This window comes from Pseudomonas marginalis, assembly GCF_900105325.1.
Lineage (GTDB): Bacteria > Pseudomonadota > Gammaproteobacteria > Pseudomonadales > Pseudomonadaceae > Aquipseudomonas > Aquipseudomonas marginalis.
This window is the reverse complement of the sequence record NZ_FNSU01000003.1, coordinates 3,447,847-3,462,829: the sequence shown is the minus strand read 5'-3', so window position 1 is coordinate 3,462,829 and position 14,983 is coordinate 3,447,847. Positions and strand designations below refer to the sequence as shown.

General features: G+C 59.0%; 19 protein-coding genes. All 19 read left to right on the top strand.

Annotated features, from left to right (window positions below):
* The 19 genes from BLW22_RS25305 to BLW22_RS25210 all read left to right on the top strand — a co-directional run bounded on the left by BLW22_RS25305 (position 1) and on the right by BLW22_RS25210 (position 14,939).
* Entirely contained in the window at positions 1-2,208 is a 2,208-nt protein-coding gene (locus BLW22_RS25305; RefSeq protein WP_074848248.1) for a virulence-associated E family protein, read from the top strand.
* A complete protein-coding gene (locus BLW22_RS25300) occupies positions 2,205-2,564 on the top strand; it encodes a PA0613 family protein (RefSeq protein ID WP_074847667.1) in 360 nt (119 codons plus the stop codon). Before BLW22_RS25305 ends, BLW22_RS25300 begins: the two co-directional genes overlap by 4 nt.
* A gap of 507 nt (positions 2,565-3,071) precedes the next feature.
* On the top strand, positions 3,072-3,416 hold the full coding sequence (locus tag BLW22_RS25290) for a phage holin family protein (protein ID WP_074847665.1): 345 nt from the start codon (positions 3,072-3,074) through the stop codon (positions 3,414-3,416).
* A complete protein-coding gene (locus BLW22_RS25285) occupies positions 3,397-3,765 on the top strand; it encodes an HNH endonuclease (RefSeq protein ID WP_074847664.1) in 369 nt (122 codons plus the stop codon). Before BLW22_RS25290 ends, BLW22_RS25285 begins: the two co-directional genes overlap by 20 nt.
* Before the next feature lie 154 nt (positions 3,766-3,919).
* On the top strand, positions 3,920-4,453 hold the full coding sequence (locus BLW22_RS25280) for a phage terminase small subunit P27 family (RefSeq protein WP_074847663.1): 534 nt from the start codon (positions 3,920-3,922) through the stop codon (positions 4,451-4,453).
* A complete protein-coding gene (locus tag BLW22_RS25275) occupies positions 4,416-6,233 on the top strand; it encodes a terminase large subunit (protein ID WP_083381386.1) in 1,818 nt (605 codons plus the stop codon). The genes BLW22_RS25280 and BLW22_RS25275 overlap by 38 nt, the downstream gene beginning before the upstream one ends.
* Positions 6,230-6,409: a hypothetical protein gene (locus BLW22_RS25270; RefSeq protein ID WP_074847662.1), complete on the top strand. Its 180-nt coding sequence runs from the start codon at positions 6,230-6,232 to the stop codon at positions 6,407-6,409. The genes BLW22_RS25275 and BLW22_RS25270 overlap by 4 nt, the downstream gene beginning before the upstream one ends.
* A gap of 2 nt (positions 6,410-6,411) precedes the next feature.
* Complete coding sequence (locus BLW22_RS25265) at positions 6,412-7,683, top strand: phage portal protein (protein ID WP_074847661.1); 1,272 nt, start codon at positions 6,412-6,414, stop codon at positions 7,681-7,683.
* On the top strand, positions 7,680-8,624 hold the full coding sequence (locus BLW22_RS25260; RefSeq protein ID WP_074847660.1) for a S49 family peptidase: 945 nt from the start codon (positions 7,680-7,682) through the stop codon (positions 8,622-8,624). Before BLW22_RS25265 ends, BLW22_RS25260 begins: the two co-directional genes overlap by 4 nt.
* A gap of 62 nt (positions 8,625-8,686) precedes the next feature.
* The gene (locus BLW22_RS25255) at positions 8,687-9,997 is read left to right on the top strand and encodes a phage major capsid protein (protein ID WP_074847659.1); all 1,311 of its coding nucleotides are present in this window, start codon (positions 8,687-8,689) and stop codon (positions 9,995-9,997) included.
* 51 nt (positions 9,998-10,048) lie between these two features.
* Complete coding sequence (locus tag BLW22_RS25250; protein ID WP_074847658.1) at positions 10,049-10,414, top strand: hypothetical protein; 366 nt, start codon at positions 10,049-10,051, stop codon at positions 10,412-10,414.
* Between the two features lie 3 nt (positions 10,415-10,417).
* Positions 10,418-10,969 carry a hypothetical protein gene (locus tag BLW22_RS25245; RefSeq protein ID WP_074847657.1) on the top strand — a complete coding sequence of 184 codons (552 nt, stop codon included), beginning with the start codon at positions 10,418-10,420 and terminating at the stop codon, positions 10,967-10,969.
* Between the two features lie 2 nt (positions 10,970-10,971).
* Complete coding sequence (locus BLW22_RS25240; protein ID WP_074847656.1) at positions 10,972-11,334, top strand: head-tail adaptor protein; 363 nt, start codon at positions 10,972-10,974, stop codon at positions 11,332-11,334.
* Positions 11,327-11,848 carry a hypothetical protein gene (locus BLW22_RS25235; protein ID WP_074847655.1) on the top strand — a complete coding sequence of 174 codons (522 nt, stop codon included), beginning with the start codon at positions 11,327-11,329 and terminating at the stop codon, positions 11,846-11,848. The genes BLW22_RS25240 and BLW22_RS25235 overlap by 8 nt, the downstream gene beginning before the upstream one ends.
* A gap of 43 nt (positions 11,849-11,891) precedes the next feature.
* Complete coding sequence (locus tag BLW22_RS25230) at positions 11,892-12,485, top strand: phage tail terminator protein (protein ID WP_074847654.1); 594 nt, start codon at positions 11,892-11,894, stop codon at positions 12,483-12,485.
* 11 nt (positions 12,486-12,496) lie between these two features.
* The gene (locus BLW22_RS36085) at positions 12,497-12,748 is read left to right on the top strand and encodes a DUF2635 domain-containing protein (protein WP_074847653.1); all 252 of its coding nucleotides are present in this window, start codon (positions 12,497-12,499) and stop codon (positions 12,746-12,748) included.
* The gene (locus BLW22_RS25220) at positions 12,748-14,244 is read left to right on the top strand and encodes a phage tail sheath subtilisin-like domain-containing protein (RefSeq protein ID WP_074847652.1); all 1,497 of its coding nucleotides are present in this window, start codon (positions 12,748-12,750) and stop codon (positions 14,242-14,244) included. The genes BLW22_RS36085 and BLW22_RS25220 overlap by 1 nt, the downstream gene beginning before the upstream one ends.
* Before the next feature lie 54 nt (positions 14,245-14,298).
* Entirely contained in the window at positions 14,299-14,646 is a 348-nt protein-coding gene (locus tag BLW22_RS25215; RefSeq protein WP_074847651.1) for a phage tail tube protein, read from the top strand.
* Positions 14,643-14,939 carry a phage tail assembly protein gene (locus BLW22_RS25210; protein ID WP_074847650.1) on the top strand — a complete coding sequence of 99 codons (297 nt, stop codon included), beginning with the start codon at positions 14,643-14,645 and terminating at the stop codon, positions 14,937-14,939. Before BLW22_RS25215 ends, BLW22_RS25210 begins: the two co-directional genes overlap by 4 nt.
* Positions 14,940-14,983: the final 44 nt, after the last annotated feature.

The following is a 14,983-nucleotide window of genomic DNA, read 5'->3' as shown; positions in this document are numbered from 1 at the left end:
TTGCTCGATGATGTGTTGGCCCAGTTGCAGGACTACGGGCTTAAACCAGAAACCCCGCTGGTGATTGGTAAGCGAACGCGTTGCGAGTGCGACGGCGACAAGGCTCCGGAAAAAACTGGTTGGTATGTGATCTATGACCATCTGACTGGCGGCAAGACACTGTATTGCGGTGCGTTTGGTGACTGGCGCCAAGGTGAAAAGGGAAGTTGGCAGAAGATCAAGGTCAAGGGTGGCCGGTTGAGCGCTGAGGATCGTGCGGTGATGCGGGCGCGGGCCGAGGAGGGCCAGCGTAAAGCGGCTGAGGCCGGGGCGCGCAAGCATCGAACTGCCGCGCGCCGTGCTGCGGGCATGTGGAAGCATTTGGAGGTAAAGGGCCATTGCGCATATCTGGATGCGAAGCGTGTGGCCGGGTTTGGCCTGCGTTATAAGCTCAAATCGGGCTGTGCCCTTGTACCAATGCGCAGTGTGAAAACCTGGGAGGTGATCGGCCTGCAGGTGTTGTTCCCTGAAGTGCAGCCCAAGCTGGGGCGTAATAAGACCTATTGGCCGGCGGGCTTGGAGAAAGAGGGGGCAGTGCATTTGATCGGCCCTGAACCTGAACCTGGCGATGTGATTCTTGTGTGCGAGGGGTACGCGACCGGCGCGAGCCTGCATATGGCCACCGCACTGACGGTAGCGGTGTGCTTTGATGCTGGCAATCTGTTGCCGGTGGCGCAGGGGTTACGGGTGCGTTATCCCGGTCGCCCGCTGTTATTCTGTGCCGATGATGATTGGAAAACCCAGGTGCAGGGTAAGCCGTTCAACACGGGTAAGGTGAAGGCGGAAAATGCGGCGGTGGTCGTTGGTGGCCAGGTGGTATTGCCGATTTTCGATAATGACCGTGAAGCTGGTTGGACGGATTTTAATGACCTGCATTGTGCTGAGGGTTTAGATGCGGTGCGCCGCCAGGTGTTGGCGCTGGTGAGGCCGGCGACTGATGCCGGATGGCATGAAAAGCTGCTGCGGTCTGCTAAGGGCGGGATTCTGGCGCACCCTTATAACGTCGGATTGATTCTGGGTAATGACTCGCGCTGGAGCGGGGTGATTGCGTGGGATTCGTTCGCGTCGAAAATCATTAAGGCGCGCACTCCGCCGTTTGGTGGCAGTGCAGGTGACTGGGAGGATATCGACGATATCAAGGTAATGATGTGGCTTGCCGAGGTTTACGGGTTGTCTGTGAAGTCGCCGAATGTGTTTGAGGCGGTGAACTCGGTTGCGCATGACAATGCTTTTCATCCGGTGCGCGAGTATCTGGATGGATTGGTGTGGGATGGCGCACCGCGACTGGAGCGATGGCTACAGGATCGGCTAGGTGTTGCGGACAGTGAGTACACGCGCAAGGTTGGGAAGCGTTGGTTGCTGTCTGCCGTGGCACGGGTGTTCCGGCCTGGCTGTAAGGTGGATGTGATGCTCATTCTGGAGGGGTTGCAGGGTGAGGGTAAGTCGACGGCAGCAGCTGTGCTTGCCGGGAAGTGGTTTATGGATACGGCATTCGATATGAGCAGTAAGGATGCGTATCAGGCGATCCGGGGTAAGTGGATTATTGAGATGGCGGAGCTGGATGCGCTGAATAAGTCCGATACAACGAAGGCCAAGCAATTCGTTTCATCGGCTACGGACCATTACCGAGAGAGCTACGGGCGGCGGCATTTGAGTGTGCCGCGCCAGAGTGTATTTATCGGCACTACTAACCAGGATGAGTACTTAAAGGATGACACGGGTAACCGCCGTTATTGGCCGGTGACCTGTACGAAGGTGGATCTGGATGGCCTGCGGGCCGAGCGTGATCAACTTTGGGCCGAGGCGGTAGCCTGTTTTCGCGCGGGTGATATTTGGTGGGCTGAGCGTGAAGAAAACGAGCTGTTTGCGGCTGAGCAGGATAAGCGCTTCCAGGCAGATATGTGGGAAGAACCAGTGGTTCACTACTTGGCAGCCAAGCATATCGGCGAAACAGTGACGGGCGCGCACCTGTTGCAGCAGGCGCTGAATATCGACCCGAGCCACTGGGGCAGACCTGAGCAGATGCGGATCGGTAAGATTATGCATCGGTTGAAATGGCCGCGTCGACGCCAGACTAGCGGCCACGGTGGCGTGCGTGGTTATGAGTATGTGAAACCGGTCAATTGGAAGCGCGGGACGGTTGAGCCCAGGCAGGAGACTGCATTTTGATCCCTGAAATGGATGAGATGTTGAAGTTGTGGGCGCTCGATATGCATGGCTGTGGAGGTGCAAATGGATCTGCTAGCACCATGTTGGGCCAGTTGATGGATTGCAAGGGAGAACTTATTCGTGGCACACGCGGTGGTTCGAGGATGCTGCTGCCATGGAGTGCGGACATTGAGGTGATAGTAAATAAGCATCTGTCTTGGCAATTGGAGCAGGTGGTGTACGAGCAATACCTAAACCGTGAGAGCGCAGAGCGTCAGAAGTGGGCGCATTGCGGATGCGGGCGTACGCAGTACTATGAGCGCTTGCATGCTGCCCATCTGGAGATCGCAGGTATGTTGCTGGAGCGCGCAGCGTGATCATGCTGTTTGGCCGGCCTGGCCTATTGGTGTTATTGCTGGTGGAGCAGGCGCAGACCGCGCCAATCGGGGCTTTGACCTTCCGTCCTACCTTTTTCGGGATTTCCCCGCGTAGTGCGTGCACACTCGTACGCGCGCGTCACGCGCAGCGTTTATTAATCTCTCTCTATACGGGGGAAAAGGTAATAAATAGTAGGACGGTAGGTCAGCGCTTTGATTCTTGGGGGCTGCAATTGGCGCACCTGTCTTTAGTTGTGTGGGGCAGGTCGGTCACTGCCCTGCGGGGCCATAGCCAGTTACGTTATATGTCCGTTGATGGCCGTTGATTGCCTGTATATGTCCGCTGATTGCCGTTGATGGCCGTTGATTGCGGGATGGCAGCGTTAAACGCTTGCTGCCACCGGACTGGAGGGGTATAAATCAGTCATGTTCAGAGAGGTACGCAACCAGCGACCTCACCACAAACCCGGCCCTCGCGCCGGGTTTTCGCGTTTATGAGGCCGGGAAATGACGAACGAACAGCAAGCGCTGGCAGAAATGCCGATCTGGTTAGTGATCGTCCTGGCCCTGGTGGGCGGTGTGTCGGGCGAGATGTGGCGCGCGGACAAAGAAGGGGCGCGGGGTTGGGCGCTGATTCGACGGCTGGCCCTTCGGTCCGGCGCCTGCGTGGTGTGCGGGGTGTCAGCGATCATGCTGCTGTACGCGGCGGGCATGTCGATCTGGACCTCTGGCGCACTTGGATGTCTGACAGCAATGGCGGGCGCAGACGTTGCCATTGGGTTGTATGAACGTTGGGCCGCCAAGCGGCTGGGCGTGCGCGAGGTTTCTGCCGATGTCCAGTCAGAACAATGAACGTCGCGGCAGTAGCACGGAGCGCGGTTACGGGTACAAGTGGCAGAAGTCCCGCGATGGGCATCTGCGGGAGAACCCCTACTGCACGATGTGTTCGACTGATCAGCGGCCCGTCGCGGCAACAGTCGTCGACCACAAGATTGCGCCCAAGCTCAAGGACGCCAAGGACAGTGGTGATCCGGTGCGGCTCAAGGCGGCATGGAAGCTGTTCTGGAACCCGGCGAACTGGGCGAGCCTCTGCAAGTTCTGTCACGACTCGACCAAGCAGCGGATGGAGCGGACCGGCACGGTCCCAGGCTGCAACCCTGACGGTCGCCCCGTGGATCCCGGCCATCACTGGAACCGGTGACCAGGGGGCGAAAACGCACCAAAAAATGGCACTCCCCAGGGTAGGGGGGGTGAAAAACTTTTTCCGGGATTCGTTCTAGACCGCTCGCCCCCCTCCGTGCGCAACGTCGGGATAAATGAGGGAGGGGGGGTATCAACAGGTAGGGGTTATTTTTATGGCCGGAAACGGAAATTCGGGGCGCCCTGGAAAACCAGCGGCGCTCAAACTGCTGCAGGGAAATCGTGGTCGGGAAAATATCAGCGACCTGCTGGCCGAAGTCGCGGCGCCGTCGGTTCCGGTCGGCGCACCGCCCATGCCCGATGTGCTGTCTGCTGAGGCCATCGCTGAATGGGAGCAGATAGTACCTGCGCTGATTTCGTTGGGCATCGTTTCGCAGCTGGATGCCATGGCGCTGGCCACCTACTGCCAGGCTGCCGCTGATTGGCGCCGCTATCAGCGGTTGATCATGAAGCGCAACGAAGCCTCAGATGATGACCTGGGCGGTGAAATCCAGACGTTCAAAACCGGCGCCCAGCAAATGCACGTACTTCGCCAGCTTGCGAATGACGCGGAAAAGCGCGCCAACACCGCTGGCGCGCAGTTCGGTCTGTCGCCCGTGTCCCGACGTAACCTGAAAACGTCGGCGGCGCCGCAAGGTGAGCTATTCCCCAATGACCAACGAGACGCTGCAGACAAGTACTTCAACTGATGATCGCATCAGCGCGTTCGCCCTGGCGGTGTTGTCCGGTGAAACAGTCGCCGGCCCAGATGTCCGCAACGCCTGTAAACGGCATCTGCTTGACCTGGAACACGGCCCGTCTCGCGGCCTGATCTGGGATCTGGCCAAGGCCAACCGAGCCATCGGTTTTTTTGAAGAGGTGCTTTGCCTCAACGGTGGCGACTACGAAGGCATGCCCTTCCTGTTGGCCCCGTGGCAAGCGTTCGTCATCGGCAGTTTGTTCGGCTGGATGACCGTGGACGGGTTCCGCCGCTTTCGTCTGGGCTACATCGAAACCGGTAAAGGCTCGGGCAAAAGCCCGCTGGTGGCCGGGATCGGCCTTTATGGCCTGGTATCTGATGGTGAGCAGCGCGCCGAGATCTATGCCGCTGCGACCAAGCGCGACCAGGCGATGATCTTGTTTCGTGATGCCGTGTCGATGGTCGACATGTCGAAAAAGCTCAGCTCACGACTGGTGCAGTCGGGCCGGGATGAAAAGGTCTGGAACCTGTTCTACCCCAATACCAATTCGTTCTTCAGGCCGATCAGTGCCGACGAAGGCAAGTCAGGCCCACGGCCCCACATCGGCTTGCTGGATGAAGTGCACGAACACAAAACCGCCGCCACCGTGAACATGATGCGCGCCGGTACCAAGAACCGGCGCAAGGCCATGGTGGTGATGATCACCAACAGTGGCTCCGACAAGAAAACCGTCTGTGGTCAGTATCACGACTTAGGCGTGCGGATCTGCGCCGGCATTGAGGACGACGACAGCTTCTTCGCCTTCATCTGTTCGCTCGATGAGGGTGACGATCCGTTCAGGGACGAGAGTTGCTGGGCGAAGGTTAACCCCTCGCTCGAGCACATCGCCGAGGGGCAGACCGATGGCATCCCTGGTCGCAAGTACCTGCGCGAGCAGGTGAAGGCCGCGCGGGGGTTGCCGGCTCAAGAGTCGGTAGTGCGCCGCCTGAACTTCTGCGAATGGACCCAGGCCGATGCGCCGTGGATTTCCTGGGCGGTTTGGAAACAGGCAGAAGAGCGCGTGCCGATGCGCATGTTGCGCAACCGCCGGTGCGTTGGCGGACTGGATTTAGCGAGCACCACGGACTTGACGGCATTCGTTCTGTTGTTCTGGCCGGCACCGCACGATCCGCACTGGCGGTTGTTGCCGTACTTCTGGATTCCAGACGATGACCTGCAAGGGCGTGAGGATCGCGACAAGGTGCCTTATGCCATGTGGGTCAAGGCCAAACACCTTGAAACCACTCCAGGCCGGGCGATCAGCAAGCTGCATGTGTTGCGGCGCCTGGTAACGATCACCGCCTACTTTGGCGTTGAGCGCATCGCGTATGACCGTTGGCGGATCGAAGACCTGCTGCAGCTGATGTCCGAGTACGACATCACGCTGCCGGAGATGGTGGGTTTTGGCCAGGGATTCAAGGATATGGGCCCGGCTGTTGATGAGTTTGAACGGCGCCTATTGGGCCTGGCCCCTGAGGAAGAGGGCGTGACTGACCTCGATCCTAGTGAGTGGGAGCTCGTCGAAAGCGAGACAGTCGAAACCTTGCGGCATGACGGCAACCCGGTGATGACCTGGAACGCCGGCAACGCGGTGATCGTCTCCGACCCGGCCAACAATCGCAAAGCCGACAAGGCCAAGGCGACGGGCCGCATCGACGGCATTGTCGCCTCCATCATGGCCACCGGCATCAGCAGCAAGTCCGGCGGTGCGAGCGGTACATCCATTTATGACGAAGGGATCAGTATATGAAATTGGTCATCCTGTCCTGGCTATCCGGCTTGCTGGGCTTCGGTCTGCTGGTCGGTGGCGTGGCGATGATGCATGTGCCCGCTGCGTGTGTTGTAGCGGGTGTTGGGCTGATTGCCTGGTCCCGGCTGGCGGATCGTGCAGCTGCTGCACTGAAACCTAAACCCAAAGGAGGTTGAGCATGTTCTTTTCAAGCGTGCTCGGCGAAAGTCGCGGCAATCTCACGGAAACAGGTAGTGGTTTCTGGCGCGGCCTTATTGGGAGCGGACGCAACAGCACTGGCGTGAAGGTCACGCCGGAGACGGCGCTGGGTCTGCCGATCCTGCAAAACTGCGTCACGCTGCTGGCTGAGACCATGGGCCAGTTGCCATGCGAGATGTACAAGCGGCTGGACAAAGGCCAGCGAGAAGCGGCGATCAACCATCCGGCGTATGACGTTCTTCGATACCAGCCCAATGGCTTTCAGACGCCGTACGAATACATGGAGTGCATGCAGGGCGCTGCGGGCTTGCGGGGCAACGGTTACAGCTTCATTGACCGTCGGGATGATGGCAACGTACTGGCGCTGTGGCCGCTGTGTAACGACAAGGTGCAGGTGCTCAAGGGCGGCGACATGCTGCCGTATTACCGAATCGGCGGCGGTGAAGCACTGCCGATGCGCATGATTCACCATGTGCGGTGGTTCAGCACCAACCACTACGTTGGGCTTTCGCCGATTGAGGTTCATGCGGAATCAATAGGACTGGCCCAGGCCGTAAGGCAGTACACGGGTAAGAGCTTCGCCAACGGTGTGACGGTATCTGGCGTGATCGAAAGACCGCGTGAAGCACCGCCCATCAAGGATCAGAGCAGCATCGACAAGATCGTTGATCAATGGGGGCAGAAGTTCGGCGGCATGGACAACGCCAAGAAGGTGGCCTTGCTGCAAGAGGGCATGACCTTCAAACCCGTCTCCATGAACAACGTCGACGCCGAGGTGCTTGGGATCCTCAAAACCACCGGTACCGATATCGCCAGGATCTACAAGATCCCGTTGCCGATGGTCAACGACCTGGAGAAGTCCAACTACAACACCCTTGAGCAGCTGATGATTCAGTTCGTTGTGTTCGCGTTGTTGCCGTGGGTCAAGCGCCATGAACAGTCGATGATGCGCGACTTCCTGTTGTCTGCCGATCGGCGCAACTACTTCATCGAATTCAACCTGTCCGGGTTGCTGCGGGGTGATCAGAAGAGCCGGTACGAAGCCTATGCCATCGGACGGCAGTGGGGGTGGCTGAGTGCCAATGACATCCGGCGCTTGGAAAACATGCCGCCCGTTCCTGGCGGTGACATCTACATGCAGCCGCTGAATATGGTTGACGCAGGTAAAAGCGGCGGCGACTTGACCAACCCGGCTGTGCGCGCGCAACTCGAAATGCAGCACGCTGAAATTGAGAGGATTCTGGCGCAATGAAAAATTACCTTCGAGCCTCCAGCCTGCTGTTCAATCAGCCGCTGTTGGTGATGCCTGATATGTTGGACCTGGGCGTTCGCTGGGCCAACCAGGTGATGAGCTTGAACATCGTCAACATCGGCGCCCAGGGTGCTCCCGGCCTGTGGTCGGATGACGGTATGGACCGCATCGCCCAGCGCGAAGAAGAGCGCCGAACGGCGATCGCCCGCACGGGTATCGAGGTGATTCCGGTCAGTGGCGTGTTGGTCAGTCGTGGCAGCCATATCGGCATGTGCGAGACGATGACCAGCTATGAACAGCTGCGCAGCCAGATCCGCAACGCGGTTGCCGATCCAATGGTCGAGCGGATTGTGCTGGACATCGACAGTCCCGGTGGTTCTGCCGTAGGGGCGTTCGAACTGGCGGCAGATATCCGCGCGATGTCCCAGCAGAAGCCCATCACCGGCATTGTGAACTTCATGGCCTACAGCGGCGGTTACCTACTCGGCTCTGCCTGTAGCGAACTGGTGGTGAGCCAGACCAGCGGTGTCGGCTCCATCGGGGTTATCGCCAGTCACATGGACCGCTCCAAGATGGAGGAGGGCATGGGCGTCAAAGTGACCACGGTGTTTGCCGGGGCACACAAAAATGACCTCACACCTCACGAGCCGCTAAGTGATCAGTCGCTTAAGTACCTCAACGATGTCGTACAAGAGAGTTACCAGCTGTTCGTCAATGCCGTGTCGGAGTACCGGGGGCTGTCTGCTCAACAGGTGATTGCCATGGAAGCCGGGTTGTATCGAGGTCAGGCCGGCATCAGCGCTGGCTTGGCCGATCGCCTGCAGAACCCGCAGCAGGCCGTCGATGATCTTTCCCACTCTGTCGCGGTAAGCCGGGCAAACCGCCAGGGTGGCCGCGTCGCGGTTCGCGCCGCTGCACTGAATCTTCAAACACTGATCTGACCGCGTTCGCGGCAGTCACCAAAGCCCGCCCTGTGCGGGTTTTTTTATGCCCAGGAGGCACCATGTCCCTTGTACTTCAATTGCGTAGCGAACGCGCCAAGCTGAATGAGCAGGTCCAGGCTTTGGCCAAGATCGAATCGGACGGCGGTGATCTGTCCGTCGAACAGCTGGCCCAGTTTGTTCAACTGGAAACCCAGATCAAGGATTTAACCGCGAAGCTCACGCGTGCTGAAGCCGCAGAGCGTATTGCGGCCGAAAGTGCGGTGCCCGTCGAGGAAAGCGCCCAGGGCAATAAAGGCTCCCCGACGCACATCAGTACCCATAGCGAACCCACCAAGCCGGGTGTTGCCATGGCGCAAATGGTGCGCCTGATGGTCCAGGCCGGCGGCAATCAGCAGGTCGCGGCTGAAATGGCCAAGACGGGCGGTTACGGCGCTGATGTACACATGGCGCTGTCCACTGTGACCCCTGGCTCTGGCGGTGTGCTGGTGCCGGAGAATTTTAGCACCAGTGTTATCGAATCGCTGCGGCCCAAGTCCGTGGTGCGCAAGATGGGCGCAGTCAGCCTGCCGTTGAACAACGGCAACCTGACCATGCCTCGTGTATTGGGCAACACCCAGGTGACCTACCTGGGTACCGAGGAGGACATTTCGATCACCGAAATGCAGTTCGGTGACCTCAAACTCTCCTCCAAGAAAGCCGCAGCGATTGTGCCGATTTCCAATGACCTGTTGGCGTATTCGGGTGTCAATCCGCGCATCGACTCCCAGGTCAGCAGTGATCTGGCGGTCAGCATGGGCTTGTCGGAAGATCTTCACTTCATCCGCAGTGCTGGAGGTGGCTCGCTTCCGAAAGGTCTGCGCTACTGGGCCCTACCAGGGAACGTGATGGGGGCGCCTGCTGGTGCAACGCTGGCGATCGTTGACCTGTACCTGGGTGGCATGATGCTGCGCCTGGAATCCGCCAACGTGGACCTGGCCGGTTGCGGCTGGATCATGGCGCCGCGCACCATCCGCTGGCTGCAATCGTTGCGCGACGGCAACGGCAACAAAGCCTATCCGGAAATCGACGGCGGTATGTTGAAGGGTTATCCAGTGGCCTTGACCACTCAGGTACCGGTCAACCTGGGCGCCAACGGTAATGAATCCGAGATCTACTTCGTGAACTTCGCTGATTGCTACATCGGTGAAGACACCACGCTGGCGATTGCGATCAGTACCGAGGCGTCCTACAAGGACGCCGCCGGCAACACGGTCAGCGCCTTCCAGCGTGACCAGACACTGATCCGCGTGATCAGTAAACACGACTTCGGTCCGCGTCACGTCGAGTCGATTTCCGTGGGTACCGGCATCACCTGGGGCGCCGGTATGTAATTCCCCTGGCCCTACCAACAGGCAGGGCCAACTACTTGAGCAGGCAACACTATGACCGATATGAAAATCGTCACCTTCAAGAAGGCTTGGCGTGGCTACGCCGTGGGGGAAACCGCGGGGTTTGATCCTGTCGCTGCTGATGCTCTGATTGAGGCGGGCCGGGCAAGGCTTTATGTGAAAAAAACTGAGGTTGAAAAGGTGGTCACCCCGCCTACTGCCGCCGAAAAGGTGGTCACCCCACCTACTGGTAAGAAAACCGGCGGCAAGAAGAATGCCGCCCAAAAGCCAGCAGCTCAGCAGACAACAGACCAACAGGAAGGCCCGCCGGAAGAAGAACCGCCAGAGCAGGAGTCGCCGGAAAATCCGCCGGAACAGCAGGAAGAAGAGGAAACCGAAGAAACCGAAGAGAAGCCCTAGGTCATGGCTCGTCGAGTGGAGTATTTCGGTGAGCCGGTCCTGACGCTTGCCCAGGTGGCGTTCCAGTGCCGTGTTGAGCCGGAGGACATGGCGCCGGAGCTGATCGAGCAAATCATCATCCCTGGCGTCACGGCTCAATGCGAGTCGAAAACGGGCGCGGCGATCCGGGGCGCTGTTTACGAAGAGGAGTGGCCAGCGGATCGGCAGGGTGGTCATGCGCTGGATGTCGGCCAGGCGACTGAGATTGTTTCGGTGTTCGCCCAGCAGTCCAGTGGCAGTTGGGTGGAGCAGGTCGGGCCGTTTGACCTGCGCCAGGATCAGCGGGAAAGCTTCCTGCACTTCCCCGCAGTTCGGCCTGCTGGGCGGCTGCGCATCAGGTACAAGGCAGAGCTTGATATTGACCTGCATCCTGGCGTGCGCAACTGGCTGTTGATGGCGGCTGCGACGATCTACCGACACCCGGAGGTGTTTCTGGTTGCGCAGACGCTGGCCGAACTGCCCTCGACATTCCTTGATCACCTGGTGGCGGATATCACCGTTCCTCCGAGGTTCTGAATATGGCCATGCGCGAACCGAGTGCCGGCGAGTTGGACCGTCGCATCCTGGTGCGATTGCGGTCTGATATACCCGCCGACGATCTGGGGCTAGATTCGGTGTTCACCGATCAGAAAAATCGGTGGGCAAAGATCGAGCCGGTTGGAACCGCAGTTTATGCGAACGGCGTTCAAACGGACGTGAAAGTCACCCACCGGATCATCTTTTATTTCTTGAAGGGCATGAGCGAGGCACATGAGGTCGTGCACGGTAACTCTATTTATCGAGTGCGCCGCGTTGCCGACATGAATGGTGCACGACGCTTCACGATATTGGAGGTTGAAGAGTTGGGTATCGTCAAAACCGGCGGAGGCATCTATGTCTAATTCGGCTTCTATAGACGGCTACTTGCACATTGAGGGTTACAACAACCTGCCGCGCGATATTTTCGATAAGCGAAAAATTCGTGCCGGGATGCGTAAGGCCGGGCGGTTGGTGATGCAAAGGGCCCAGATGAACCTTGCCCTGGCTCGCGGGGAGGAGGGATACCCCATCAACCGCACCGGGGCGACATTGGAGTCGATCACCTTCAAGGTGTCCCGCTCGGGTTTCCTGGTGAAGGTTGCCCCTCATAAGACCAGCAGGATGGAAGAGTACTACCCGGCCTACCTGCACTACGGGGTGAAGAAAGGCTCACGGCTCGGCAAGCTGGCACCTGGTAAAGGCAAGGGTAAATCCAACCGGCGCGCCGCCGGCGCACGTGCAGCTGCTCTTGCCGCGCGGGCTGCAGGTGAATGGCGGATCAAGCCCCGCGACAACTACATGGCCGACGCACTGCAGGACTCCAAGTCCGAAGTGCAAGCCATTCTCTCTGCGGCGTTCGCTGCTGCACTGAGCTGACCCCAGCCAGTATTTGTTGGCACCTCTAACGCTGGAACACACGATGAAAATCAGTCTGATCGTCGCGCAGCTGCGTGCGTACTGTCCTGCCTTTTCCGCCAGGGTATCGGCGGGTATTGATTGGGATGCGGTGGCCAGTAGCGCAAAGCTGAGTCATCCCTCGGCCTACGTGATCGCCGCCGGTGACGACGCATCCGCCAACGATGTGGATAACGCCATACGCCAGGATATCACCGACCTGTTTGACGTGATCCTGGTGCTCGATAGCACCGATGAGCGCGGCCAAGAGGCTGCAGATCTGCTGCACGATTTGCGTGCGAGCCTATGGAAAGCGCTGGTGGGCTGGAAGCCCAGTGTCGAGTACGACCCGATCGAGTACGGCGGTGGAAGTTTGATCTTCATCAACCGCGCTCGTGTTGTGTACCGCTTCAGCTTTGAGGCCGCGTTTCAACTGGGACGAAATCGGGCATCCGAACCTGCTGAAACGTGGGAGGAGTGGAAACTTGACGGCCTCCCGGCGTTTGAGGGCATGGATGTCAATGTCGATTTTATCGAGCCCTCTGACCCCAACCTACAAGCGCCCGGCCCTGATGGCCGGATCGACGCGCAGTTTTCCGTAGAACTTCCCCAACCGTAAGAGGATTTCTCATGTCCCGCATCACTGTGTACCCGGCTGAGGGCCGGAAGACCCCGGATCCGGAGGCCGGTGATTATTTGCCGCCCGAAGGCCGTGCAGTTCCCCGCAACACCTATTGGTTGCGGCGCTTGAGTGACCAGGACGTCACCGAACAGGCACCAAAGAAAACCAAGGCTACGACCGAACAGGCACCGAAAAAAACCAAGGTCACCACCAAACCTGCCGTCGATGTCGTCGCGGCTGAACCTGGGAGCGCTGAGTAATGAGTGAAGTCAGCTTTAACACGATTCCCAGTGACATTCGGGTGCCGCTTTTCTACGCCGAAGTGGATAACAGCCAGGCGAACAATGCGACATCCAGCATGGCGCGACTCATCGTCGCCCAGGTCAACGATGACTCGGCTGCCGAAGAGATCGGGCAGTTGACCTTGGTCTCCAGCCTTGGGCTGGCCAAAAGCATCGGTGGCGTTGGTTCGATGCTGGCACAGATGTACGAAACCTGGCGCTCCAGCGATCCCGCTGGCGAAGTCTGGTGCTTGCCCGTTAAGGGACTGGGCACCAAGGCCGCTGGCACGGTCACCATCACGGGAGCTGTCACTGCCGGTGGGGTGATCAACCTGTACATCGGCGGAACCCGTGTACGCGCCACGGTGGCGACCGGTGCCAGCCCCACGGTGGCAGCTGCTGCTTTGGTGGCAGCCATCAATGCTGCCGGCCTGGCGGTCACTGCTGCAGCGGTCGCAGGTGTTGTTACCCTGACCTGTAAGTGGTCCGGTGACAGTGGCAACGACATTGCGCTGCAACTCAATCGGCTGGGCCGCAACAATGGCGAGACTACCCCGGCAGGGCTGACGGTTGTGCTTGCTGCAATGACTGGCGGCGTTGGTTCGCCTGATGTGGCCGTTGCTCAGGCGAGTCTGGGTGATGAGCCTTTCGAGTTCATCTGTGCGCCTTGGTCGGACACGACCTCGCTGGATGCCTGGAAGGAATTCATGGGCGATTCCAGTGGCCGCTGGAGCTGGGCCAAGCAAATCTATGGCCATGTGTATGCCGCCAAACGCGGCACGTTGGGTTCTCTGGTTGCGTTCGGATCTGCGCGTAACGATCAGCACGTCACGGTTCATGGGTTCGAGGCTCTTGTGCCGGATCCATTTTGGAAGGTGGCAGCGGGCTACGCGGCGCGCCAGGCAGTGTTTATCTCCGCTGATCCGGCTCGACCCACGCAAACCGGGGAACTGACTGGTGTTAACCCAGCGCCGGCGGGCAGCCGCTTTTTGCTGCTTGAGCGGCAATCGCTGCTGACGCACGGTGTCGCAACGGCTTACTACGGTGGCGGTGCAGTACGCATCGAACGCGCAATCACCACTTATCAGCGCAATGCGTTTGATCAGAACGATGATTCGTACCTGGACAGTGAGACGTTGCACACCTCTGCCTATGTCATCAACTTCCTGAAAACGCGGGTGACCAGCAAGTATGGCCGTCACAAACTCGCCGACGACGGTACCCGCTTTGGCGCTGGCCAGGCGATCGTAACCCCTTCGGTGATCCGCGCCGAAATGATCGCGGGTTATTACGCGCTTGAGCAGTTGGGCATTGTCGAGAACGCTGACGCTTTCGCCCAAAACCTGATCGTCACGCGATCTTCGACCAACCCCAACCGGGTCAACGTCCTGTATCCGCCGGACCTGATCAACCAACTGCGCATCTTCGCGCTGCAGTATCAGTTCCGCCTGCAGTACGCCGCAGACGCCGCGTGACGGATCGACTAACCATGGCCCGCCAAGTGCGGGCTTTTTTGTAGGAGTAAGGCCATGGGCCAGAAAGTCGCCGGCACCGTCTACATCAAGGCGGACGGTATCCAGTTCACAACGACGGGTGGTGTGGAATGCCCGCTGAGTGACGTTAAGCGCGAATCCGTAGCGCCAGGTTTTTTCAAGGAAGAGGATCTGGTGGCCTATGTGAAAGCCACCATCGTTCATTCCCCTGACTTGCCCATCAAGCAAATCACGACCGCCACGGACCAGACCATTACCGTCGAGTTCAAGAACGGTGGCGTTTACGTATTGTCAGGCGCCTACGTCATCGGAGAGCCGGTGTCGAAGGGTGACGACGGGACCATCGACATCCAATGGGATGGCACCAAGGGAGGTTGGCAATGAGCGAAGTCGTAAAGCTGTCCGCGCCTATTGAGGCCCACGGCGCGCAATTGAGCGAGCTGACCATTCGCCGACCGACGCCGCAGGAAGCCAGGGCCATCAAGGCGTTGCCCTACAAAATCGACAAGGATGAAGCCGTCTCGATCGATCTGGACATCGCGGCCAAGTACATCGTCGTTTGCGCGGGCATCCCGTCGTCCTCGGTCAACCAGCTGGACCTGTCTGACCTCAACAGCCTCAGTTGGCAGATTGCGGGTTTTTTCATGACGCCGGCATCTGCGACCTTGACGGCCTGATAGCCGTTGCCTACGACCTGGCCTATTTCTGGAAAACGGACCCA

Bases quoted from the DNA above. Each gene is read 5' to 3' on its own strand.
- BLW22_RS25290 (WP_074847665.1), top strand. From the start codon at position 3,072: ATGACGAACGAACAGCAAGCGCTGGCAGAAATGCCGATCTGGTTAGTG.
- BLW22_RS25285 (WP_074847664.1), top strand. From the start codon at position 3,397: ATGTCCAGTCAGAACAATGAACGTCGCGGCAGTAGCACGGAGCGCGGT.
- BLW22_RS25280 (WP_074847663.1), top strand. From the start codon at position 3,920: ATGGCCGGAAACGGAAATTCGGGGCGCCCTGGAAAACCAGCGGCGCTC.
- BLW22_RS25275 (WP_083381386.1), top strand. From the start codon at position 4,416: ATGACCAACGAGACGCTGCAGACAAGTACTTCAACTGATGATCGCATC.
- BLW22_RS25270 (WP_074847662.1), top strand. From the start codon at position 6,230: ATGAAATTGGTCATCCTGTCCTGGCTATCCGGCTTGCTGGGCTTCGGT.
- BLW22_RS25265 (WP_074847661.1), top strand. From the start codon at position 6,412: ATGTTCTTTTCAAGCGTGCTCGGCGAAAGTCGCGGCAATCTCACGGAA.
- BLW22_RS25260 (WP_074847660.1), top strand. From the start codon at position 7,680: ATGAAAAATTACCTTCGAGCCTCCAGCCTGCTGTTCAATCAGCCGCTG.
- BLW22_RS25255 (WP_074847659.1), top strand. From the start codon at position 8,687: ATGTCCCTTGTACTTCAATTGCGTAGCGAACGCGCCAAGCTGAATGAG.
- BLW22_RS25250 (WP_074847658.1), top strand. From the start codon at position 10,049: ATGACCGATATGAAAATCGTCACCTTCAAGAAGGCTTGGCGTGGCTAC.
- BLW22_RS25245 (WP_074847657.1), top strand. From the start codon at position 10,418: ATGGCTCGTCGAGTGGAGTATTTCGGTGAGCCGGTCCTGACGCTTGCC.
- BLW22_RS25240 (WP_074847656.1), top strand. From the start codon at position 10,972: ATGGCCATGCGCGAACCGAGTGCCGGCGAGTTGGACCGTCGCATCCTG.
- BLW22_RS25235 (WP_074847655.1), top strand. From the start codon at position 11,327: ATGTCTAATTCGGCTTCTATAGACGGCTACTTGCACATTGAGGGTTAC.
- BLW22_RS25230 (WP_074847654.1), top strand. From the start codon at position 11,892: ATGAAAATCAGTCTGATCGTCGCGCAGCTGCGTGCGTACTGTCCTGCC.
- BLW22_RS36085 (WP_074847653.1), top strand. From the start codon at position 12,497: ATGTCCCGCATCACTGTGTACCCGGCTGAGGGCCGGAAGACCCCGGAT.
- BLW22_RS25220 (WP_074847652.1), top strand. From the start codon at position 12,748: ATGAGTGAAGTCAGCTTTAACACGATTCCCAGTGACATTCGGGTGCCG.
- BLW22_RS25215 (WP_074847651.1), top strand. From the start codon at position 14,299: ATGGGCCAGAAAGTCGCCGGCACCGTCTACATCAAGGCGGACGGTATC.
- BLW22_RS25210 (WP_074847650.1), top strand. From the start codon at position 14,643: ATGAGCGAAGTCGTAAAGCTGTCCGCGCCTATTGAGGCCCACGGCGCG.